Origin of the sequence: Bradyrhizobium sp. WYCCWR 12699, from assembly GCF_032144035.1 — a bacterium.
Classification (GTDB): Bacteria; Pseudomonadota; Alphaproteobacteria; order Rhizobiales; family Xanthobacteraceae; genus Bradyrhizobium.
Map to the genome: position 1 here is coordinate 599,519 of NZ_JAVTJN010000032.1, position 22,578 is coordinate 622,096.

General features: G+C 60.6%; 21 protein-coding genes. 5 read left to right on the top strand and 16 right to left on the bottom strand.

Translation table 11 applies throughout. From position 1 onward, the window contains the following. From RPS27_RS17680 to RPS27_RS17700, 5 genes are all read left to right on the top strand, one after another. The gene (locus RPS27_RS17680; protein ID WP_006018744.1) at positions 1-1,248 is read left to right on the top strand and encodes a CaiB/BaiF CoA transferase family protein; all 1,248 of its coding nucleotides are present in this window, start codon (positions 1-3) and stop codon (positions 1,246-1,248) included. Between the two features lie 308 nt (positions 1,249-1,556). Beyond that, positions 1,557-3,149, top strand: coding sequence for a GMC family oxidoreductase (locus RPS27_RS17685; RefSeq protein ID WP_006018742.1), 1,593 nt, complete (start codon positions 1,557-1,559; stop codon positions 3,147-3,149). 330 nt (positions 3,150-3,479) lie between these two features. Further along, entirely contained in the window at positions 3,480-4,208 is a 729-nt protein-coding gene (locus RPS27_RS17690; RefSeq protein ID WP_013500406.1) for a LuxR family transcriptional regulator, read from the top strand. Between the two features lie 81 nt (positions 4,209-4,289). Beyond that, positions 4,290-4,919 (top strand): acyl-homoserine-lactone synthase, encoded by a 630-nt coding sequence (locus tag RPS27_RS17695; RefSeq protein WP_006018740.1) that lies wholly within the window; start codon positions 4,290-4,292, stop codon positions 4,917-4,919. 59 nt (positions 4,920-4,978) lie between these two features. Next, positions 4,979-5,935 (top strand): LysR family transcriptional regulator, encoded by a 957-nt coding sequence (locus tag RPS27_RS17700; RefSeq protein ID WP_013500405.1) that lies wholly within the window; start codon positions 4,979-4,981, stop codon positions 5,933-5,935. Here RPS27_RS17700 and RPS27_RS17705 read toward each other — a convergent pair. From RPS27_RS17705 to RPS27_RS17780, 16 genes are all read right to left on the bottom strand, one after another. Then, positions 5,908-6,147 carry a DUF2274 domain-containing protein gene (locus RPS27_RS17705; protein WP_006018738.1) on the bottom strand — a complete coding sequence of 80 codons (240 nt, stop codon included), beginning with the start codon at positions 6,145-6,147 and terminating at the stop codon, positions 5,908-5,910. The two genes, RPS27_RS17700 and RPS27_RS17705, sit on opposite strands and share 28 nt — an antisense overlap. 8 nt (positions 6,148-6,155) lie before the next feature. After that, entirely contained in the window at positions 6,156-7,367 is a 1,212-nt protein-coding gene (locus RPS27_RS17710) for a TrbI/VirB10 family protein (protein WP_006018737.1), read from the bottom strand. Next, on the bottom strand, positions 7,364-8,398 hold the full coding sequence (trbG, locus tag RPS27_RS17715; RefSeq protein WP_006018736.1) for a P-type conjugative transfer protein TrbG: 1,035 nt from the start codon (positions 8,396-8,398) through the stop codon (positions 7,364-7,366). The genes RPS27_RS17710 and trbG overlap by 4 nt, the downstream gene beginning before the upstream one ends. Continuing rightward, positions 8,395-9,078, bottom strand: coding sequence for a conjugal transfer protein TrbF (gene trbF / locus RPS27_RS17720; RefSeq protein ID WP_006018735.1), 684 nt, complete (start codon positions 9,076-9,078; stop codon positions 8,395-8,397). The genes trbG and trbF overlap by 4 nt, the downstream gene beginning before the upstream one ends. Before the next feature lie 100 nt (positions 9,079-9,178). After that, positions 9,179-10,402 (bottom strand): P-type conjugative transfer protein TrbL, encoded by a 1,224-nt coding sequence (trbL, locus tag RPS27_RS17725; RefSeq protein ID WP_006018734.1) that lies wholly within the window; start codon positions 10,400-10,402, stop codon positions 9,179-9,181. Next, positions 10,399-10,770: a putative entry exclusion protein TrbK-alt gene (gene trbK-alt, locus RPS27_RS17730; RefSeq protein ID WP_006018733.1), complete on the bottom strand. Its 372-nt coding sequence runs from the start codon at positions 10,768-10,770 to the stop codon at positions 10,399-10,401. The genes trbL and trbK-alt overlap by 4 nt, the downstream gene beginning before the upstream one ends. Next, entirely contained in the window at positions 10,770-11,498 is a 729-nt protein-coding gene (gene trbJ, locus RPS27_RS17735) for a P-type conjugative transfer protein TrbJ (protein WP_006018732.1), read from the bottom strand. Before trbJ ends, trbK-alt begins: the two co-directional genes overlap by 1 nt. Then, complete coding sequence (trbE, locus tag RPS27_RS17740) at positions 11,495-13,936, bottom strand: conjugal transfer protein TrbE (protein WP_006018731.1); 2,442 nt, start codon at positions 13,934-13,936, stop codon at positions 11,495-11,497. The genes trbJ and trbE overlap by 4 nt, the downstream gene beginning before the upstream one ends. Before the next feature lie 10 nt (positions 13,937-13,946). After that, positions 13,947-14,210 (bottom strand): VirB3 family type IV secretion system protein, encoded by a 264-nt coding sequence (locus RPS27_RS17745; RefSeq protein WP_006018730.1) that lies wholly within the window; start codon positions 14,208-14,210, stop codon positions 13,947-13,949. Further along, positions 14,210-14,533 carry a TrbC/VirB2 family protein gene (locus RPS27_RS17750; protein WP_006018729.1) on the bottom strand — a complete coding sequence of 108 codons (324 nt, stop codon included), beginning with the start codon at positions 14,531-14,533 and terminating at the stop codon, positions 14,210-14,212. Before RPS27_RS17750 ends, RPS27_RS17745 begins: the two co-directional genes overlap by 1 nt. A gap of 1 nt (position 14,534) precedes the next feature. Further along, the gene (gene trbB, locus RPS27_RS17755) at positions 14,535-15,449 is read right to left on the bottom strand and encodes a P-type conjugative transfer ATPase TrbB (protein ID WP_006018728.1); all 915 of its coding nucleotides are present in this window, start codon (positions 15,447-15,449) and stop codon (positions 14,535-14,537) included. Positions 15,450-15,677: 228 nt separating this feature from the next. After that, positions 15,678-17,006, bottom strand: a complete 1,329-nt coding sequence (locus RPS27_RS17760) for an MFS transporter (RefSeq protein ID WP_006018727.1) — start codon at positions 17,004-17,006, stop codon at positions 15,678-15,680. A 133-nt stretch (positions 17,007-17,139) separates the two neighbouring features. Further along, entirely contained in the window at positions 17,140-17,565 is a 426-nt protein-coding gene (locus RPS27_RS17765; RefSeq protein ID WP_006018726.1) for a CopG family transcriptional regulator, read from the bottom strand. A 6-nt stretch (positions 17,566-17,571) separates the two neighbouring features. Next, complete coding sequence (locus RPS27_RS17770) at positions 17,572-19,560, bottom strand: conjugal transfer protein TraG (protein ID WP_006018725.1); 1,989 nt, start codon at positions 19,558-19,560, stop codon at positions 17,572-17,574. A gap of 36 nt (positions 19,561-19,596) precedes the next feature. Next, a complete protein-coding gene (locus RPS27_RS17775; RefSeq protein WP_006018724.1) occupies positions 19,597-21,360 on the bottom strand; it encodes a relaxase/mobilization nuclease domain-containing protein in 1,764 nt (587 codons plus the stop codon). Between the two features lie 385 nt (positions 21,361-21,745). Further along, a complete protein-coding gene (locus tag RPS27_RS17780; RefSeq protein WP_006018722.1) occupies positions 21,746-22,576 on the bottom strand; it encodes a lytic transglycosylase domain-containing protein in 831 nt (276 codons plus the stop codon). Between the last annotated feature and the right edge of the window lie 2 nt (positions 22,577-22,578).

Below are 22,578 nucleotides of genomic sequence, written 5' to 3' on the forward strand. Positions count from 1 at the left end.
ATGGCTGGACCGTTGGCAGGTTATCGAGTGCTGGATCTTTCGAGAATCCTCGCGGGGCCTTGGTTAGCGCAGTTGCTGTCTGATCTAGGAGCCGAGGTTTGGAAGATCGAACGCCCTGGCACCGGCGACGATACGCGGCAGTGGGGCCCGCCCTTTCTGCGGAAAGACGGTGGAATTGATACGACCGAAAGCGCGTATTTCCTGAGCGCCAATCGCGGCAAGCATTCGATATGCGTCGATATATCGACTGACGAGGGTAGCGCCATTGTGCGCGCACTTGCCCAGCAAGCCGATCTCGTGATCGAGAACTACAAGGTCGGCGACATGGCGCGTTACGGCCTCGACTACGAGGCGCTTAAAAGGGTCAAGCCTGACATCATTTACTGTTCCATCACCGGCTATGGCCAGACCGGCCCGATGAAGGACGTCGCAGGATACGATATGGCCATTCAGGCCATCGGCGGCCTGATGAGCATTACCGGAGAGAGTGATGACAAGCCAGGCGGGGGTCCGCAGAAGGTCGGGGTTCCGATCGTCGATATTCTCACTGGCATGTATAGCGCCGCCGGCGTCATCTCCGCATTACTGCATCGCGAACGCACCGGAGAAGGACAGCATATCGACATGGCACTGCTGGACGTCCAGGTCGCGGTTCTCGCCAACCAAAATTTGAATTTCCTCACGACCGGCACGCCGCCGAAACGGTTCGGCAACGCGCATCCAAACATCGTTCCATATCAGGTCTTCAGAACCAGCGACGGTTCCTTCGTGCTCGCCGTTGGTAATGATCAGCAATTCCGGAAGTTCTGTGCAGCTACTGGTTTAAGCGGCCTGGCAACCGATAGCCGTTTCGTCACTAACACCGACCGGCTTAAGAATCGTGATCAACTCATCCCCCTACTCGATGCGCATCTGATACAGCAGACGACCCAGCATTGGATTTCCATTCTGGAGCCCGTGGGCGTGCCTTGCGCACCGATCAACCGGCTGGATCAGGTGTTCGCTCACCCTCAGGTTATCCATCGGGAGATGCAGGTCAATCTTCCTCATTCTTCCGGAACAACAGCCCCTCTCGTCGCCAATCCGATAAAGTTTTCCGGAACGAAGATCGAATATGCCAAAGGACCGCCGCGGCGAGGCGAGGATACTGCAAACATCCTCAAGTCGATACTGAAGTACGACTCGGCGGCCATCCAAGATCTAAGTGAGCGACGGATCATCGATATCGGACGTCCCGAAGTCGGCTAGGGGCCAAGAGCCCATATCACTCGTCGAATCGTCTCTTGGTCCGGCTGGATGGCAGGTTTGGCAGGAGCGAGCAGCAAAACGGCGAGCCCTGCGCCGAGGAGCAGGAACGCGGCCACGATCCTCCGGTATTGAAACATGAGACGAGCTCTCCGTTGACTACCAGGCCTTCGTCGCTATAATTGGATCGACCTGATTGGTAGGACCAATTATAGTTTGGCGATGGCTTTTGCAAGTCGGGAAGGCCTGACCTTGGCGAAACTGGTCGCAAAAACGAACCGATCGTCGGCTTTTGAAATAGGGGACGGAGGATGAAGCTCTCGAAATACGATTATATCGTTGTCGGCGCAGGATCGGCAGGATGCGTGCTCGCCGCTCGATTGAGCGAAGATCCCAACGTCAAGGTGTTGCTGCTCGAGGCCGGACGTCCCTCTTCTTCAATCTTCGTTCACATGCCGGCGGGCATTCGCGTGCTCTACACGAGTCCGAAGCATAACTGGCAATTTTGGACCGAACCGCAGACCGAACTCAACAATCGCAAGATCTATATTCCCCGTGGCAAGGTGGTGGGAGGGTCGTCCGCCATCAACTCCATGATTGCGATCCGGGGAAATCCTCAGGATTACGACTCATGGGAAGCGCAAGGCTGTCGTGGGTGGGGGTACGAAAACCTCCGCCCCTACCTTAGAAAAATCGAGGACGCCGCCCAGGTAACGTCCCAGCCCGATCAGGACCGAGGTTATTCGGGTCCGATCCGACTTTCTTATGGCGTGTTGCAGCATCCAATCTCGAAGGCATTTATTGAGAGCGCCAAGTCGGCAGGCCTCCCCGAGAACAACGGCTTCAATGGTCCGTCTCAGATGGGCGCAGGCTTCTACGAACTTACGATTTCAGACGGCAAGCGTTCAGGTGCTTTCAAGTTTCTCGACCAGGGGAAAGGACGAAGCAATCTGACCATCATGGCCAACACTCAGGTTCGGCGCCTCGCGGTCGAAGGCACGCGCGTTCGGGGTGTTGTCATTGACCACAACGGGCGTGAGGTCACCGTTTCGGCCGAACGAGAAGTCTTGCTGACTTCCGGGGCCATTGGTTCGCCGCAATTACTGATGCTGTCAGGAATTGGACCGGCCGATCACCTCCGTTCACTCGGCATCAAGCCGGTGCTCGATTCCGCCGGCGTTGGAAGCAATCTGCAAGATCATTTGGATTGCGCAATTCGATTGGAGGCGTCGCAGCCGATCACACTGACGCCGTACATCGGATTGTTCAGAGGTGCCTTGGCCGGCGCACAATATATGCTCCGAGGCACGGGGCCCGGCACCTCACAGGGGGTCGAAGCCGGAGCCTTCTGGGGGCCCGATAAAACCTCATCGTGGCCTGAGTGGCAGGCTCATCTCATCGTCGCGCTGCGAAACCCGCCGCAGGGCGAGCGCGTCCCGCACGGCTTTGCCATTCGCGTATGCCAGCTTCGTCCGAAGAGTCGTGGAACGCTGCGCCTGCGGTCGGCCGATCCCTTCGTCGCGCCGGCGATCGACCCCCGCTTTCTATCCGATGAAAGTGATTTCGTCAGCATGCAAGAAGGCGTTCGGCAGATGTGCGAGATCATCGATCAGCCGGCGCTCCGAAAACACATTAAGCGCAAACTCGATATCGATCCGTTTACCAGCACGGAATCCCGCAAAAAGTGGATACGAGCCCGCGCAGAAACGATCTACCACCCGGTCGGAACATGTCGCATGGGTGAGGATCGCGACGCCGTGGTCGATAGCAAGCTTCGGGTTCGGGGCATCGACAATCTACGCGTTATCGACGGTTCACTTATGCCGACCGTGATCAGCGGAAACACCAATCTGCCGATCATGGCTATGGCGGAGAAAGCTGCAGAGTTGATTGCCGGGAAGTGACCCAATGTTCTCTCCCTCAATGGCAGGAACAATCTGAAACCCTGCCTTTCATCGCACAGGCCATCGCTTGATTTCCCGTGGTCCCGCTCGTTGTCGGCGGTCTGACGCGAAGGTGTCAGTAAATGGCAGCAAGCGCCTGAGGGCGTCCTCCCTAGACTGCCCGGGGTCCGATGACGGGTCCCGGGCTTCTTTTATGGATTTGAGTACCCTTTTGGACATCACCCGCAATCGTCAACGATGTCCGTGCTGCTCTGACCGTTCGATAAGGAAGGTTTAACCGGGACAGCCGTGCCGGAGATCAAGTACCGACGCCACCTAACCTAGCTCGACATGCATCGCATATTTCAAGACTTCATTGATCATCTTTCGAGCGCTGAAGATCAAGCAGAGCTTTCGGGAGCCATGGCCGTCACAGCCGCGGCTCTCGACCTGTCTTGCTTTGCGTACCTCGCGCTACCGCAAAAGCTCGATGGGACACCCCGTCTTATGTCGACATACCCAAAGGAGTGGACTTCACACTACCTAAGGAGCCACTACGAACGGATCGATCCGGTTATCATGCAGGCGCTACGGGACACCGAGCCGTTTCGCTGGGGAATCGGATCGACCGAACGATATCTTTCGCCGGCACAGAAGCGGTTGCTGGACGAAGCCTCCCAATATGGCATTCGGCTAGGATTCACCGTTCCTATCCATGACGGACACGGCCCCGTTGCCGCCGTCACCTTTGCCGGCAACCAACGGGAAGCTCAATTCGAACGCTTCGTCACGTCGAACCCTCGAATGCTTCAGTTGATGGCGATGTTCTTCCACTCACACGTTCGCCGCAAACTCGCGAGCGATCTTCGTGTTGATGGAGCAGCTTTGTCCGCCCGCGAGTTCGAATGTCTGGAGTGGGCCGCCCGCGGCAAGAGCGCTTGGGACATCGGACGCATTCTGGGAATATCGCATCACACTGCTATCTCTTACCTGAACAACGCGAAAGCAAAATTGGGAGTGCGAACCGTTGTTCAAGCGGCACTACGCGTGGCCGCTGCCAAACGAGAACAGCAAAACTAAGGCGAACTCCTCCCACAACTAGGGGTGATGCTTCTTAGCGTAACTTCGCCTCAAAGAATCATGGCAACCTTGGAGGATGTCATGATTCAGCTCATCACGGAGCCTTGGTACGGCGAATTCTCCCATACGCTCTTTGCAATACACCAACTACGACATCGCGTCTTCAAGGTCCGGATGGACTGGGACGTTCAAATTAGCGGCGACATGGAAGTTGACAAGTTCGACTCGTTGCATCCGGCATACCTCGCCCAACTCTCGGACGACGGCCGGGTACAAGGCTGCGTCCGCCTGCTTCCAACCAAGGGACCGACGATGCTCCGCGACACATTTCCCGCGCTTCTGAATGGTCAGCCGATGCCCATGAGTCCGCAGATATGGGAAAGCAGCCGCTTTGCGATCGACGCTAGACTCGACACACCAAAAGGAGAACACGGAATAGCTTGTGCCACCTACGAGTTGTTTGCTGGCATGGTGGAATTTGGGCTTTCGCGGCATCTGAGCGATATTGTTACCGTTACCGACGCCCGAATGGAAAGGATCCTGCGGCGCGCTGGGTGGCCGCTACGTCGAATCGGCGCTCCCTCTAAGATTGGGAACACTCTCGCCGTCGCTGGATATCTGGATATCTCCAGTGCGGCGCTCGCGAAACTCCGTGGGGCAGGCGGACTTTCCGGGCCAGTGCTCTGGGCGCCTGTATTGCGCGTCGCCTAGAACGGTCGCACAGCGGACCCCTGGGACGCAGTTTCGCCTACTGACGGGCTACAGGCATGATGGAAATCAACAACATTGACAACCAGCAGCGCACGACCGGAATGCCCGTCATCGGCCTGCGCCTGCTTCGGTTTGCAGTCGTTGCCAACGACTGTGGAAGTCTTCGGCAAGCCGCTGAATTACTTTCCATTCCACATTCTGTCGTGAGCCGCTCCATTGGCCAACTCGAGCGCCTAGTCGGGACCAGCTTGTTTGAGCGGTCGACCGCGGGAGTCCAGCCAACACTTGCTGGTAAAGTAGTCGTGCGGATCGCAAGAATGGTGCTGGAGCAGGTTGATACACTCGTTGCAACCGGCAGATCAATTGGTCGTGGCGAAACTGGCCACCTTTCGGTCGGCTTCTGCACGTCGATTTCAGCAGGCAATCTGCGGACTACCCTCCTCGACTTTAGAACGAGATTTCCTCGGATCGAACTCGCTATAGCCGAACGGCCGCGCACTTTGCTTATGAACGCGCTCCGGAGCGGAACACTCGACGTTCTCATCGTTACGAGCGACACGCCATCATCGGACAACAAGACGCTCAGGGTCTGGAGCGAACGCGTCCTCGTTGCATTGCCTGAGGATCACCCTTTGGCGGCGCGCGACGCGGTTTATTGGACCGATCTTCGCGACGAAACCGTACTACTAAGCCATCACGATTCCAGCCGCGAGTTTGAAGATCTCATCATATCGAAATTTGTATCTACGGACGATCGGCCCAAGATCGACCGACACGACGTCAGCCGAAGCATGATCAAGGGTCTCGTCAGTATGAAACTAGGCATTAGCCTCGTCATGGAGTCCGATATGGGCGCGAGTTTCGCCGGACTGAAATATCGCGAACTACGGGACGGGACAGGATCAAGCCATATCGGCTTTTCTGCACACTGGTGCGCTGACAACGAGAATCCAGCCCTCAACCGCTTTCTCGAAATGCTGGCGGAGCGCTATTCCTCCCCATCTCTCGGCGATTGACACGCGCGTCGTAGACGGGCGAATCCTCGGTCAGCCGCCATGAACCGCGCCAGCATCGGCGCGATCAATTTTGTTGGATCGGCGCGCTGACCCGTTTCACGCGCGATTGCCTCCGCGTACGCAGCAAGGTCCCGGTGGACGGATGCAGGCAACTCCGCGGTCACCTTCACCGGCTTGTCGTCTGGGACGGCGGCGATCTTCAGCTTCGTCATTGAGGTTGTCATCCTGTGTAAGGCTCGAGGCGGAGATCCCGGTTGACGATGACACGAACCGGAAAACCCGGGCGGATCGTCAGGGTCGGCTGGATGTTGAGACTGCGCCGAACCACCTGTTGTCCGGTTTGATTCAGTGAGTCCGAGGCGCCGTGTCGCAAGGCCTGGATAATTGCGCTGTCGTTGCTGTTGGTGTCCGAGCCGGCACCCAGTTCGGTCCCGACCGCCAGAAACGTCGATAGGGCCGCAGCCTTGAACAGCTCACCCCAGTGATTGTCGACCTGGTCTTCGAGGCCTGCATACCCGGCAGCGTCAACGCCAGGCTGCCGCTCGAGAACGATAGAACGTCCGTTCGGCATGATCAGCCGGGTCCAGACGAGCAGGACGCGGGACTGGCCGAAAGTGACCTGGCTATCGTAGATGCCGATCAGACGCGCTCCCTGAGGCACAAGCAGAAAGCGGCCGGTCGGGGTATCAAAAACATTTTCGGTTACCTGCGCTGTAACCTGGCCCGGAAGGTCTGATCGGATCCCGGTGATCAGGGCACCCGGAATGACCGTCCCAGCCTGCACGACATACGGTGAGGCCGGCCTGGTGATGCGGTCAGGGCTTACCGTGCGACGGTCCACAGAGGCGTTGACGAAGGCAAGCTTCCGGTCCTGACCGTTTTGCACAGATCCATCGTCGCCGGTGCTCGTTGCGTTCGGTGGCACGACCCGCTCGCTTCCAACAGCCGCAGTCGCGGACGGACGCACTTCTCGTCCATTGGTCGAAGCGAACAGATGACTGATGCGGGCTGCTTCGGTCTCCTGATCCCGGCGCTGCTGGTCCGGATCAGCGCCGCTCGTCGGCGACTGGCCTTGAGCGGCAAGGATCGGTCGACCGAGGTCACCGGGGAGCGGCGGACCAAGCTGCGGGATTGGCTGGCGCGGAACGCCAGCATAGTCCTTCGGCAGGGTCGTAATGCCGTCGGCAACATTGTGATGGTCGGTGCTGTAAAGCTCATCGGCCGCCTGATTTCGAGCACGATTGCTCTGAAGTGACCACAACACTGCTCCGCCGATAACAAGCAGGGCAACCGCGCTCCCGCCAGCCAAGACCTTCCGCGACAACCGCGTCACGCGCGGATGCTCCGCTCTCAAGCGGAAACTTTCGGACTGCTCCGCTTGTGTCTCCGGCGGAACTGCTTGCTCGTGATCGTTTTCATTCCGGGTGTTCATGACGACGGTCTCCCGTCGGTCCTGACAATCCTGACCTTCTGCTGGTGCTCACCGCCGAGCCGGAGTTCGGCGGCCGCAAACAGCCGATCGACGATCAACACATTGCCGTAGGCGCGATAGTTGACGAGTTCTGTCTTGCCGTCTGGGCCGATGACAAAGAGCGGAGGCATTTCGCCCTGCACGATGCCGAGCGGGAATTCGACGTAGACCTTGCGGCCATCGTCATATGCGGCTAGCGGCCGCCAGGGAGGACTGTCGCCTTCGATGGAATAGCGGGAGATACGCTGCGCTGGGTCCGGAAGAACGGGCTTCAGAGCAGCTGAACGCGACCGTTCGCGTACCGTCTCAGGATAGTACCAAGCAACGGATGGCATGTACGGCCGCTCGCGAGAGCGGAGCTCAATCAGGTAGGTGCGCCGGTCAGTATTGACCACCAGGTTGGTCTCGATCGAGGCTCGGGTCGGCTTGACCAGGATATGGACGCGCCGTGTGTCGCCGCTCCCGCTCTCGGTATCGCCCACGACCCAGCGTACGGTATCTCCGGCCGCGATCGGCCCTGATCCCGTCAAAAGTTCTCCTTCCTCGAGCGCGATATCCGTGATCTGCCCCGGCGCGGCGTAAATCTGATAGAGCGCCCCAGGACTGTAGGCGTAGATTTGCGCTGCGTTGAAATACCCTCGCTTGCGCGGTTCGACCCGGGCCGCGCTATTTGCTGTCTCAACCCGGCTCACAGGTTCAGCGTCTTCCTTCCCTCCCGACTTGCCGCCGAGAGCCGGCTTCCAGAGGGGTGGAATGTGAAGCGGTCGCGATCTGTCGTCGAGAGCCACCGGCGTAGCCGGTAACGGAGGCACTTCGGCGTCATAGCTGATCTCCGGAGGAATGTAGGTCGCGCACCCACCGAGCGCCGAGGAACCAAGCAGGAGAGCAAACAAAACTGCTCGCTTCGCGGTCAAGAACGCGGGCCAAGTGGGACCGATCCCGCAGTCCGGGGCGGGGCGCTTCGAATAAACGTCAAACGGCGTCTTGGTCACTGACTCAACTCCTTTGACCAGTTGATGGCGCGGACGTAAACGCCAAGGGGATTCTTGCGCAGGCGTTCGGCATCGCGGGGCATCTCGATCACGATGGTGAGAATTGCGGTCCAGCGTTCGGTCGAGCTCAGCGAACCGTTGTCATAGGTGCGCTGGGTCCATGCGACCCGAAAGCTTTCCGACGACGCGCGAATGACGCTCGAGACGTCGACGGAGATTTGCGCCTTACCGAGCTTGGCAAAGGGGTCATTGTTCCGCGCGTAGTCGTTGAGCGCAGCGGCGCCGCGATCGGTCGTAAAATCATAGGCCCGGAGCCAGTTTTGGCGTAGAACGATGCCGTCGGCCGGCAGACCTCTGACATCCTCGATAAAGCGCGCCAGATGGTAGGCGATCTGCGCATCAGTCGGTTGATAGTCGAAGTTGGCCGGCGCAACCCTCTGGGCTTGGCCAAGATGGTCGACTTCGACCACCCAGGGCGTGATCGACCCATGGCTTGATTGCCAGACCAACCCACCAGCGAGACCGGCTGACAGTATGAGACAACCGAACGCCATCAGCCGCCAGTTTTTGGCTTGCACGCGGGCGGATCCAATGCGTTCGTCCCAAACTTGGGCTGCTTTTTGATAAGGCGTGATCGGTTCGGGCATGCGCCCGTAGTGAACTAATGGTCGTTTGATCATTGATGATTGCCCCTGAGATCAAGTGATCGGCTTTGAGCCGTGTAGTGTCTGGGTTTGAGGCGCTGCCGCGTGGCGGGTGGCGAAAGTGCGGTGATGCGTCTCAGCGCTCTCCTTCGGACAAATCGACGGAGGAGCCGCTGCCACCATGATCGCCCGAGCGGACGTGACCAGCAGCCGAGGCACCATGCCGAATAGTCTCGGCGCGCTTCATGCGGCGCGCCCAATCGGGCAGCCCTTCGGCCGAAGCGCTTGCGGCCTGCTCGCCAGCTTGCTCGCCCCCGAAGGCAGCCGCTGCACGACGCAATGGACTCATGGCAGCCGAGCTGCCCGCCTCAGCGACGCCAGCAAGGCCGCCGCTTCGATAGGCGGCTGACGCTCCCCTTATGACAGCGCCACCACCGCGCGCGGCGCCCGCAATCGCGCCGCCAGCGAGACCAACACCGCCGGCGGCAAGACCCGCGCCCGCCGCAACAATGCCACCGGCAGCAAGGCCTGTTCCAACCGCGGCACCGGCACCGAGCTGAGGCCCACCCGACACCAGGCCGTTGGCGATTCCAGGACCGAAGATGCCCAGGCCAAGCAAGGAGAGCGCCGCAAGGACCAGGGTCATCGCGTCTTCTATGGTCGGCTGATTGCCACCAAAGCCAGCGGTGAACTGCGAGAACAAAGTCGAGCCGATGCCGACGATGGCGGCCAGGACCAAGACCTTGATCCCTGAAGAGATGACGTTGCCCAAGACCCGCTCTGCCGCGAAGGCTGTCTTGCCAAACAACCCAAAGGGAATGAGCACGAAGCCGGCCAGCGTCGTGAGTTTGAACTCGATCAGGGTGACGAAGAGTTGGATCGCCAGAATGAAGAAGGCGAGCAGCACCACGATCCAGGCAAACAGGAGAACGACGATCTGGACGAAATTCTCGAAGAAACTGATGTAGCCCATCAGATTGGAGATCGAATCGAGCAGCGGTCGGCCAGCGTCAAGTCCGACTTGAGCGATCTTTCCCGGCCGAAGGAAGTCCGACGCGGAGAGACTTGCGCCTGATGCTTTTAGCCCAAGGCCGGCAAAGCTCTCGAAAACGATGCGTGCCAGACTGTTCCAATTACCGATTAGATAGGCAAAGACGCCTACAAAGAGCGTCTTCTTGACGAGGCGCGCGACGATGTCTTCGTCCGGCCCCCAACTCCAGAACAACGCAGCAAGCGTGATGTCGATCGCGGCAAGGGTCGTTGCGAGATAGCCGACGTCGCTACCGAGCAGGCCGAAGCCGTTGTCGATATATCGCGTGAACGTTTCCAGGAATTGGTCGATAATCCCCGTACCCGTCATGGCTTGCTCGCCTCAGGTGTCGCCGGTAGCAGATATCCCTGCGGGATCCGGCTCTGATCCTTTGGGGCCGGCGCCAACGCAGCGGCGGGTTCTTCTTGGCCACGAACCGCGGCACCAGATTTCTTGGCCAAGAAGCGTCGCCGGTTTTCGGCCCAGACCTGCCTGCAATGCTGATAACCTGCCGTTTCCTCCGCAGTGACGCTGCGGCAGCGTGCGAGGTCAGAGCTGGTTGCATCTGTCGTCTGCGCGGCCTTCGGCAGCGCGGGCTGCTCGTCACCACCGCGAAGCTGAATCGTGCAGGCAGTGACGACCAACACGCCGATTGTCGTAAGCAGCGACAACGCCTTGAATGCCCTTATGTCCGTCATCAGTGGAACATCTGTACGTTGGATGACTGATAGCCCTGTCCCGGAGTCAGGAACCGACGAAGCTGTTCTCGTCCCTGATCCTGGGCCGAGGCGCGCTGAGCCGCTTCAAGGCTCTGCGCCCGACCTTGCGCCGTCACGACGGCGGTGAGGTCGGCGAGCTGCTGCGCGTTCAGCGCGAGAATCTGATTGCCAGCCTGCGTTGCCTGCAGCGCGCCGCTGGCACCCTGGCTTGACGTTACGAGCGCGGATGTCTGGATGCGATTGGTGTCGAGGTTGCCAACAATGCCCGCCTGGACGCGAAGCGCGTCTTGCGTTGCGGCATAGGAATTCTGCCAACGTGACTGAGCGTTGGAGATCAGCAACTGGTTCGATTGGCTGCTGGTCGCTGGCGCGTAACTTGTCGAGAAGGCATGATCAATCTGCTGAACGTCGTAGGCGATCCGCTGGGCCTGGGCCAGCAATTGCTGGGTCCGCTGGATCGATGATTGCAGTTGCTGCAGCGATGAATACGGCAGGCTTGCCAAATTCCTTGCCTGATTGATCAGCATCTGTGCCTCGTTCTGCAACGAGGTGATCTGATTATTAACCTGCTGGAGCTCCCGCGCGGCCGTCAGGACATTCTGGACGTAGTTGGTGGGGTCAAAGACGATCAGCGCCCGTGCAGGCACCGTGACGCCAAGCAGCAGCGCGAAGGCGGCCGTGGTCGCCAATAGGCCAAGAGGTCTCATTGCGATTTCTCCAGATTGACGAGGTTGGGGATCAGGTCGAGGGCCCAGGCGACGCCGCGGTGCTGGAGCCAGGCGGGCACGAAGCCGTCAGGTCCATGTTCGGCAAGGAGCTGCGCGATGGCTGCCTGGTCTGTCTTGGAAGAGGCTGCGGTGAAGGCGAGCGCAACCTCACCAAGGCCAAGTTCGAACATCCGGTTGCCGCGACGAGACTGGCAATAGTAGTCGCGCTTTGGCGTTGCCCGGCTCAGAAGTTCGATCTGGCGATCGTTGAGTCCGAAGCGGCGGTAGATGGCGGTGATCTGCGGTTCGATCGCCCGTTCGTTCGGCAGCAACAGGCGCGTCGGGCAGCTTTCGATGATCGCCGGTGCTATCGCGGAGCCATCAATGTCAGAAAGCGACTGTGTGGCGAAGATGACGGACGCGTTCTTCTTCCGAAGCGTCTTCAGCCATTCCCGGAGTTGCCCCGCAAAATCCTCGTCATCGAGGGCAAGCCAACCTTCATCGACAATAAGGAGTGTAGGCCGGCCGTCGAGACGGCCCCCGATGCGATGGAAGAGGTACGACAGCACGGCCGGCGCAGCACCCGTTCCAATCAAACCTTCGGTCTCAAACGCCTGGACCGAGGCTTCGCCAAGGCGCTCGAATTCGGCGTCGAGCAAGCGCCCGGAAGGTCCGCCGAGGCAATAAGGTTGCAAGGCGCGTTTCAGAGAGTTCGATTGGAGCAGGACTGACAAGCCCGTCAGGGTCCGCTCCTCCCTCGGCGCCGAAGCGAGAGATGTCAGTGCCGACCACAGATGATCCTTGACCTCCGGGGTGATCTCGACCTTTTCCCGTGCCAGGATCGCGCCGATCCATTCCGTCGCCCATCCGCGCTCGGAAGGATCCTCAATCCAGGCCAGCGGCTGCAGGGCGACGGGGTTTTCGTCCCCGTCTGACAATGCACCGCCGAGATCATGCCAGTCGCCACCCATGGCGAGCGCAGCCGCCCGAATTGAACCGCCGAAGTCGAACGCAAAGACCTGAGAGTTCGGATAACGGCGGAATTGCAACGCCATCAGAGCCAGCAAAACGGATTTTCCGGCGCCGGTCGGGCCCACCACGAGGGTGTGGCCGACGTCGCCGACGTGGAGAGAGAATCGGAAGGGCGTCGATCCCTCAGTCTTGCCAAACAGGAGTGCCGGCGCCTTGAAGTGCAGATCCCTCGCCTCACCGGCCCACACGGCTGACATCGGAATCATATGGGCGAGGTTGAGCGTCGAGACCGGTGGCTGCCGCACATTCGCATAGACATGTCCCGGCAGGCTACCGAGCCAGGCTTCGACAGCGTTCACCGTCTCGATCATGCAGGTGAAATCGCGGCCCTGAATGACCTTCTCGACCAGCCTCAGCTTTTCATCGGCAGCGTTGGGATCTCGGTCCCACACAGTGAGGGTGGCCGTAACAAAGGCTTGTCCGATCTGATCCGACCCCAGTTCCTGCAACGCCGCGTCGGCGTCGATCGCCTTGTTGTGGGCGTCGGTATCGAGCAGCGTCGACGCCTCGTTGGTCATGACCTCCTTGAGAATGGCGCCAATGGATTTTCGCTTGGCGAACCACTGCCGCCGAATCTTGGTCAGCAGCTTGGTGGCATCGGTCTTGTCGAGCATGATTGCGCGCGTCGACCAACGATACGAGAATGCCAGGCGATTCAGGTCGTCCAGGACCCCCGGGGTCGTCGCGCCCGGAAAGCCGACAATCGTCAAGACCCGCACGTTCGCTGAACCCAGCATCGGCTCAAGCCCGCCGGTCAGTGGCTGGTCGGCCAAAAGCGCATCGATGTACATGGGAATTTCGGGCACGCGAACGCGGTGACGCTTAGTCGAGATCGTCGAGTGCAGATAGGTCAGCGTGGCCTGATCATCGAGCCAGGCGCAATCCGGCATGAACCCTTCGACGAGTTGCAGCACGCGGTTGGTTTGATCGATAAAGCCGCGCAACACCTCCCGGGCATCTGCTCCAACGGTGCGGTCGCGACCTTCATAGAGCAATCGCTCCGCCTTAGCCGCTCCCTCCTCCGGCGGCAGATAGAGGAAGGTCAGGAAATAACTGGACTCGTAGTGGGCACCTGCCTCCTCGAATTGCGCTCTGCGTTCGGCATCGACCAGCGCAGACGCGACATCCGGAAAGGTGTTTGGAGGATAAGCGCCCGCAGAATGACGCTGCGCCTCAACGAACACGGCCCAGCCGGATCCGAGGCGGCGCAAGGCGTTGTTCAGACGACCGGCGACGGCAACGAGTTCGGCCGGCACCGCGCTGTCGAGGTCAGGTCCCCGGAACTTTGCTGTCCGTTGGAAAGAACCATCCTTGTTCAGGATGATTCCCTCGTCGACGAGAGCTGCCCAGGGCAGGAAGTCGGCGAGACGCGCGTTGGAATGACGATATTCGGCAAGGTTCATCATGGCGGAGCGCTCAGGTGTTGAGGTGGCTGGGAATGCGCAGATGTCGGCGCACGACATCGACAAATGCGGGATCGCGCTTGGCGGCCCAGACGGCGGCCATGTGGCCGATGAACCAGAGGATGAGACCCGCGATCCAGAGCCGCAATCCAAGTCCAAGGGCCGCAGCAAGCGTGCCGTTCACGATCGCGACGGACCGCGGCGCGCCGCCCATCAGAATCGGCTCAGTGAGTGCGCGGTGAACGGGCACGACAAAACCTGTGACCGGTTCATCCATCAAACCACCACGCCGCCGCCGAAGGAGAAGAACGATAGGAAGAAGCTCGAGGCGGCAAATGCGATCGACAGGCCGAACACGATCTGGATCAGCCGGCGGAAACCACCCGACGAATCCCCGAACGCGAGCGTGAGCCCGGTCACGACGATGATGATGACCGCGATGATCTTGGCAACCGGACCTTCAACCGATTGCAGGATCTGATTGAGCGGCTGCTCCCATGGCATATTCGAACCAGCGGCCCATGCCGGCGCCGCCGCCAAAAGCACCGTGCCGAAGGCGGCCACCGATGCACCTCGAAGAAAACGAATTTGCTGACGCATGTCAGTCTCCTGCTGTTGAAAGGCTGTAGTCGCCGGCAGCTCCAAGCCCCCGGACGAGCGCGAGCTCAACGAGGCGACGATCAGCGCCACGCCCCGCCAGCACGGCGATAACGTTGATGGTCTCGGCGATCAGGGCACGCGGAACCGTGATGACGGCTTCCTGAATGAGTTGCTCAAGCCGCCGCAGGGCACCGAGCGCGGTACCAGCATGAATGGTCCCGATGCCACCGGGATGCCCGGTACCCCAGGCCTTGAGCAGATCGAGGGCTTCGGCACCGCGGACCTCGCCGACCGGAATACGGTCAGGACGCAGTCGCAGCGAGGAGCGAACGAGGTCCGATAGCGTCGCCACGCCATCGTTGGTACGCAAAGCGACAAGGTTGGGCGCTGTGCACTGCAGTTCGCGCGTATCTTCGATCAGCACGACCCGATCGGCAGTCTTTGCCACTTCGGCCAGGAGCGCATTTGTCAGAGTCGTCTTGCCGGTCGACGTTCCCCCGGCGACGAGGATGTTCTTCCGTGCGGCGACCGCGCTCTTCAGGATCTCGGCCTGCTCCGAGGTCATGATTTCCTTGGCGACGTAATCGTCGAGGGTAAACACCGCGACCGCTGGCTTGCGGATAGCAAAGGCCGGGGCGGCAACGACCGGAGGCAAAAGGCCTTCGAAGCGCTCACCAGTTCCAGGCAGTTCTGCCGAAACCCGTGGCGCCCCGGCATGCACCTCCGCACCTACGTGGTGCGCTACCAGGCGAACAATGCGCTCGCCATCCGCTGCGGAGAGAGTTTTGCCTGTGTCGATCAAGCCACTCGACAGCCTGTCGATCCACAACCGCCCATCCGGATTGAGCATCACCTCGATGATCGCTTCATCTTCGAGGTAGCCGGCAATCGCTGTGCCAAGCGCACTACGAAGCATGCGCGCGCCGCGCGAATTCGCTTCCGATTGAATGGAATGGCTTGGCACCGTCGTCCCCACCCAGTGAGAGCGTCCGCAAAGGGCCCTCAGATGGGATGATTAGAAAAAGCACCTATGGAGTTGGCGCAACAAGCGCTTTCGGTGATCGTAGACTGGCGTAGAAAAAGGAAGACTGAGAACTGATATTGGACTCCTGCTCAATCGTACCAGTCCGCTAAGAGCTATCGCTCACCACTCCGCGCCGTCGTCCGCGGGTATCAGGATGGGCGAATTCTCGTACAAGCCGACCGACTTGACACCATTGGAAACAGAGGCTGGCGTGGAGCGGGAAGTTAAACTCATCCATGAAGCGCAGACTCTACGCCAAGGCAGCGCGAACCAGACCAAGGCTGCGATCTGCAGCGCTACGTTGAGGCCGAACGCGACCTGATAGGCCTGGACGGACCTATGGCCATCGATCGTGTGCCATTGCTCCAGGATCAGGCCTGTCGCGTATTGTGCCAGAAATGCCCAACCAAAGTGCAGGACGTTCAAGACGCCGTTGGCACGACCAGCAAGCTCCGGCGGAAAGTAATCCGCTATTACCGCGAAGCTGACCACGGTTGCCGTTCCGGCAATTGCGACAACCGACCAGGGCAGGATGGACGGCAGGGGCGCTCGCAAGATCAAGGCTGAATCGGCTGCGATGAACAGCACTGCAACCACCACTAATATAGCCTCCGCTCCGATTCCTTTGCGTTTGATGTAATGGACGGCCATACCGAACAACCAGGCACCGCCGCTTAGTACGACGGACATTGTAAACAGCTGTCTGACGAGACTTGTGCGATCAAGCCTCTCCACGTCGATCAGCCACGGTGATGCCCACAGCCCCTGCAGAGACCAGGCTGATCCGACGCAAGTCGCCGACAACGGGGCCATTCGCCAGAAGCGCCGATCGCTGAAAACGGAGCTAAGAGTGGCGCAGGCTGCTGATGGGACAATGCCCCGCTCGGGAACCACGACATAGATGAAAATGGCCGTCGCGCCGGTCGCCGCCGCTAGGATCTCAAAGAGCTGCCGCCAGCTCATCCAAGCGAGTAGGTATTCTACGGGAACCGTAGCGGTCACCGCTCCTAGCGATCCCAGCATGATCATGTAGCCGTTAAGCAAGGCAACTCGTTCTCTGGGGAACCAAAGGACGATCGACTTCAGTCCTGCGGTCAACGCCGCCGCCACGCCAAGCCCGATCATTGCACGCGCGATCAAAAGCGACAGGAAACCGGTCGATATCGCGAAGAGTCCGGCGCCCGCTGCGGCTAGCAAGAGCAGAACACTCTGGACGCGACGCGGACCAAAGCGATCCAACAATATACCGACAGGGATCTGAGCCGCCGCGAATATCAGGAAATAGACTGACGTAAGCAACCCGAGGTCGGCAGTCCCGAGCGCGGTATCCGAGCTGAGATGACTGGCGATCAAAGCGTTGATCGTTCGATACAGATACGAAAGATAGTATCCAGCAGCAAACGGGAGAAAAACGCGCGAGATGAGACGCCATGTCCCGGAAATTTGCATGCTGGCCCTCTTGCTGTCAGCTCGTGCGAGCCGATAGCGCGACCAGCTTTTCGTCAGTTCGGGTAAATCCCTGCGGTCGTAGGGTGGCGTAGAATAAGAAGGATCCGCGAAATGGTCTGTCTACGTGGCTCTCTCAAGTTTCTTCGGCCGGTTCCTGACGACCGATGTCTTCTGGAATCTCCCGGAGAAAGCTTTGCCCCTTTTGCAAACGGCGCCCGAGTGCTTCGACAAATCCTTCAAAACGATCCCTGCCCTTTGCCTGCGCGGCAGCCTGTGCGTCGTTGGGTAGCGGCGGCGTGATCGTCAGCCAAAAGCGGATGAAGAGCGCCAAGCTTTCGGCCGTCAAGCCCACGTCGCGTTCCAGCCGCTGCATCTGGCGCGACAGCCGATCGAGGCGCCGGGTAAACGCCGCTTCTCGCCTGTCCGCTCCATCCGGGGACAGAAACGAAACAACTGCCGCTTCCACGATCGCCGACCGAGAAAGTCTTTTGCGATCGGCGAGCTCTGAGATCTGTTTCAGCAGTTCTGGCGGGAAGTAGACGTTCATCCGGTCGCGCATAATGCCTCAGAGCTCCATACCGTCATTCGGGTCCATGGCGACCTGACGCGCAACGCCGCGCATCTGCTGGCGTATGAGCCGGGACTGGCGGACCCCATCCTCGTCATCGTCAAGAACGGCGGCAAATTCTTCTGCCGGCGTCGGTTCGGTCGTCTCCTTGGCGATCGCGACGTGATCGGGGAGTTCGGGCTCGCGACGGAGTCCGCTGTTCGCCGTGTCTTCCTCGACCTCCGCGGCTTTGTCAGTTGGACCCGCCGTCGGCTTCAATGGTCCTAGCGCTGACCAACCGTCCGTTCTCGATGATCGGCCGGCGCTCGCCGGATTTGGCGGCGGCAGAACCCGCTCGGTGAACCGCCTATCCTCGTAGTAGCGAACTTTCTTCGCCCGGATCGGCGGCGTACCCGCCACCATGACGATCTCGTCCATCGGTGGAAGCTGCATGACCTCGCCCGGGGTCAAGAGAGGTCTGGCCGTCTCCTGCCGCGAGACCATCAAGTGCCCCAACCACGGGTTCAATCTATGGCCGGCATAGTTTTTCATGGCCCGCATCTCGGTCGCGGTCCCGAGCGCGTCCGATACCCGCTTGGCGGTCCGCTCGTCGTTGGTCGCGAAGCTGACGCGGACGTGACAGTTGTCGAGGATGGCGTTGTTAGGCCCGTAGGCCTTCTCGATCTGGTTGAGCGACTGCGCGATCAAGAAGCTCTTGATGCCGTACCCCGCCATGAAGGCGAGCGCAGACTCGAAGAAATCCAGCCGCCCCAGCGCCGGGAACTCGTCGAGCATCATTAGCACTCGATGCCGACGGTCGCGGGCGTGTAGATCCTCGGTCAGGCGCCGGCCGATCTGGTTCAGCACCAGACGGATCAGCGGCTTGGTCCGAGAAATATCCGACGGCGGCACCACGAGGTAAAGCGTCGTCGGGCGACCATCTGCGATCAGATCGGCAATCCGCCAGTCGCAGCGACAGGTCACCTGGGCCACGACGGGATCGCGGTAGAGCCCGAGGAACGACATCGCGGTGGATAGGACGCCGGAGCGTTCGTTTTCGGATTTGTTGAGGAGTTCGCGCGCGGTCGAGGCGACGACGGGATGGGCGCCCTGCTCGCCAAGGTGCGGTGTAGTCATCATCGCCCTCAGCGTGGTCTCGATCGGCTGCTTCGGATCGGACAGGAAGGCGGCGACGCCGGCCAAGGTCTTGTCCGCCTCGGCATAGAGAACGTGGAGTATGGCGCCGACCAGGAGCGAATGACTGGTCTTCTCCCAGTGGTTCCGCTTGTCGAGGGAGCCTTCGGGGTCGACCAGGACGTCGGCCACGTTCTGGACGTCGCGAACCTCCCATTCCCCGCGCCGGACCTCGAGCAGCGGATTGTAGGCTGAGGACTTTGGGTTGGTGGGATCGAACAACAGGACGCGGCCGTGTCGCGAGCGGAAGCCCGCGGTCAGTTGCCAATTCTCGCCCTTGATGTCGTGAACGATGGCCGAGCCGGGCCAAGCCAGGAGCGAGGGGACGACAAGACCGACACCCTTGCCGGATCGGGTGGGTGCAAAACACAACACGTGCTCCGGCCCGTCGTGGCGAAGGTAGTCGCGGTCGAGCTTGCCGAGCACCACACCATCCGGACCGAGAAGTCCCGCCGCTCGAACCTCGTCCGCACCAGCCCAGCGCGCCGACCCATAGGTCGCGACATTCTTGGCTTCGCGCGCCCGCCAAACCGACATGCCGATCGCCACCGCGATCGAAACGAAGGTCCCCGACGCCGCAATGAAGGCTCCTTCGACAAAGACCCGTGGCGCATAGGCGTCGTAGACGAACCACCACCAGAAGAAGACGGGCGGGTAATAGACCTTGAAGCCCAACAGTTCGAACCAGGGCCGCCCAAGCTCCGGTTGCCAGGCGAGCCGCCAGGCCGTCCACTCGGTTGCTCCCCAGATGGCCAGCAAAACGATCAGGCCGACCACGATCACCTGCCCCCAAAGGATTTTGGTTCCGGACATCCCGAACGCCCTTCCGCAGCTGGATTGGTGCGATTGTTAGAGACCGAGGTCGCGCTTGCGACCAAAGCCCCATTCGATTCCACCGCCGTCCTTCACGACGCCGGTGACGTGTTGGCCGAGCCTCCTTTCGAGTTCGCGCGACCAGGGCACGAGTTGGAAGCCGAGCCCATTGTCGATCATGGCGAAGCGTCCCGAGGCGAGCGTCAGACGCTGGCGATATGTCCCCGCCACATGCTCCCCGGATTCGGACTTCACGTAAGGGAGGCTGGTGTCGGCCGAGACTTTTGCGGCCACCTGGTCCAGTTCAAGCTGGCGCAACGTGTTCAGGAGGTTGCGCTGCAAGATGATGCGTTGGCCCTGCCGCCGCGCTAGGCCCTCCCGGATCAGATGCTCGGTACGGGCTTCCATGGCTTGGCGCGTCTCTCGGCCGAATCCGCCCATGGCAAGCGGCATGGAGTCGCGTTCGACCAGCCTGTGGTCAAGCCAGGTCGCGCCTTTTGCGGTGACCTGCTCGGCAAGATCGAGATCGGAGCGGATGGCGAGCACCACGGTCGGCCGTGGATCGCCGGCTTGACCGAAGCGTCGGACTTCGACGATTCCCCCAACGGGCGGAGCATGTTCGAAGGCCTCGATACCTCGAAAGCGCACGTGGTGCGCGCGTCCGTCGGTCCCGTCGATCAGGGCGTAGGCCTCGCCAGTCAGTTCGTCATGCAATCCACGCTCGACCAGTCGTCCCATAAGCTGAGACGTCGGCTGTCCACCCTCGATGACGAAGTCGGCGACGCCGCGCGCTTCCCCGCGCTCGGTAAAGGCGCGGTGCATGGTCTTGATGATGTCGCCGCGCATGCCGAGGTCGCGCAAGCTGCGCTCGGCCTCGAGTCCGACCATCCACTCCCCTGGTGCGGCGGATGCGGCAAGGCCCATCTTCTCGAGGTGCTGAAGACGGCCAACCATCAGGCGGCGGATCTCAGGATCCGCGCTGCCGGGATTCTTGGGTCGAAGATCGATATACCCGGTCTCTTCCGCCGCCAGTCGGACCTCCCGGTCGAGCCGCGTCCATCGTTCCGCCGAGACTTCCCTCTCCAGCGAATTGCGGATCTCGTGCTCCGGTTTTGGACCCAGTTCGATCGCGACCAATTCCTCGGCGCGTGAACGCAGGCCCCGGCTGATGTAGTCGCGGGAGATCACGAGATCAGCGCCCTCTTCGTCGACCCCCCGAACGAGAAGATGGACGTGAGGATTGTCGGTATTCCAATGATCGACAGCCACCCAATCCAGTCGCGTGCCAAAGTCGGCTTCCATCTGCTTGGCGAGGTCGCGGGTGAAGGCCTTCAGGTCGGTCATATCGCCGGCGTCCTCCGGCGAGACAATGAACCTGAAATGGTGACGGTCGTCCTTGCAGCGTTCGGCAAACGCCGCGCTATCGGCGCCGTCGCCGCGGGCATCAAACATCTCGGCCCGCTCACCACTCCGGGTCACGCCATCGCGCTTCAGATACGAGAGATGGGCCGTCAGCGGCGCTGAGCGGAAGGCTCGTCCTTTGTGGCGAACCACGCGCGCCTTCACCACAACGCGCCGCGTCGGGCTGAACAATCTCGCCCGGCTAAAGGCGAGGCGCCCGCGGCCAAACGTCGAACGCCCATGGGCCGCGGAACGCCTGCCGGCCGGGGTCTGACCCGAGGTGTGTCCGGTTTTCTTCGCCGCGCGTAGCACCTGATTGATGAAGCTTTTCGGCTTCGGCGCGCGGGTACTGCGGATGCGCCCGGGCCGGATACGCAGATCGCTGTCGCCCGTGGTCATGACTGCGCCTCGAAGGACGCCAAAACGCGTAGAGTGCCGAAAATGTAGTTGATCTCATTCTTAAAAATCCAAGGCGCGGCACGCGCCCCGACCGACCGGCACGCCGGAACCCAAGCCATGTCAATGGCTTGCGGTTCGAGCGGCGAGCCCCTTTTATCTCGCCGTCCTGCCGTCGTGGTCTCCGGGTCGCCGGTTCCCGAAAGAGCCACCGCGACCTGGCCGCCAACTCGCGAAGCCCCCACTGCTTCCGAGCGCTTGCGATAGCGATCGTTACCCGAAGGGCCGAGACACCCGAAGGGTGGCTCGGTGAGGAGCGAAGCGACGAGTAGAGCGCGGGCCGAAGGCATCGCCCATACACCATCAGCTTGCGAACCCGCACACCTGGTCATCGCGATACTCCCGAATCCGATCGAGGGACGAACATGCCAATTGGCCGGGGGACCATGGGCGAAACATCGGGCGCCGAGAACGCGGTCGTGACACCGCTAGACGGCATGAGCGCCAACAACCGATCACGCGTCTTCATGAGATCGGATCGCGTGACGAATAGCGTCGCAGCTGCTGATGACTGTCCGCCGGACGTCCACCTCGGCGGCAGTTCGACGGCAAGCAGATTTGCAAGCTTTGCGACGTATGCTCGCGTCTCGTCTGGCAGAGAGCCGCCCGCAAGATGCTCTTCATAGCGAGATGGTCCCGCATTGTACGCCGCAAACACGCCAGGCGAGCCATACCGATCGAGCAGTTCGCGCAAGTACGCCGTACCGGCCAGAATGTTGTCGTGCGGGTCGTAGGGGTCGTTCCCGAGATTGTAGCGCACACGAAGTTCCGCCCAAGTCGCTGGCATGATTTGCATCAGGCCCATTGCGCCTTTTGGCGATCTGGCGTGCACGTCACCAGCACTCTCGATGCGTTGGACTGATCGGATCCAGTTCGGCGCAATCGCAAAGCGTTGTGCGGCTTCATTGATGAAGCCGGCAAATGAGTGAGCGGTCTGACTGATCGCCGGCTGGGCGGTTGATCCGCTCTGGGCCAAAGCAGCACCGTCGAACGCGGTCAGAAGAAGCATCACGGGCACGACTGCACAAACGCGCGTGCCCAACCGACCCAAGCACGCGGTCGGGCTCGCGCCAGCCTTGCAGACATCGATCGAGACGGAGGAATGATCCCGCAATCGATCGAACAAGGGCATGGCGAGGAGAACACGTCGAATACGCACGA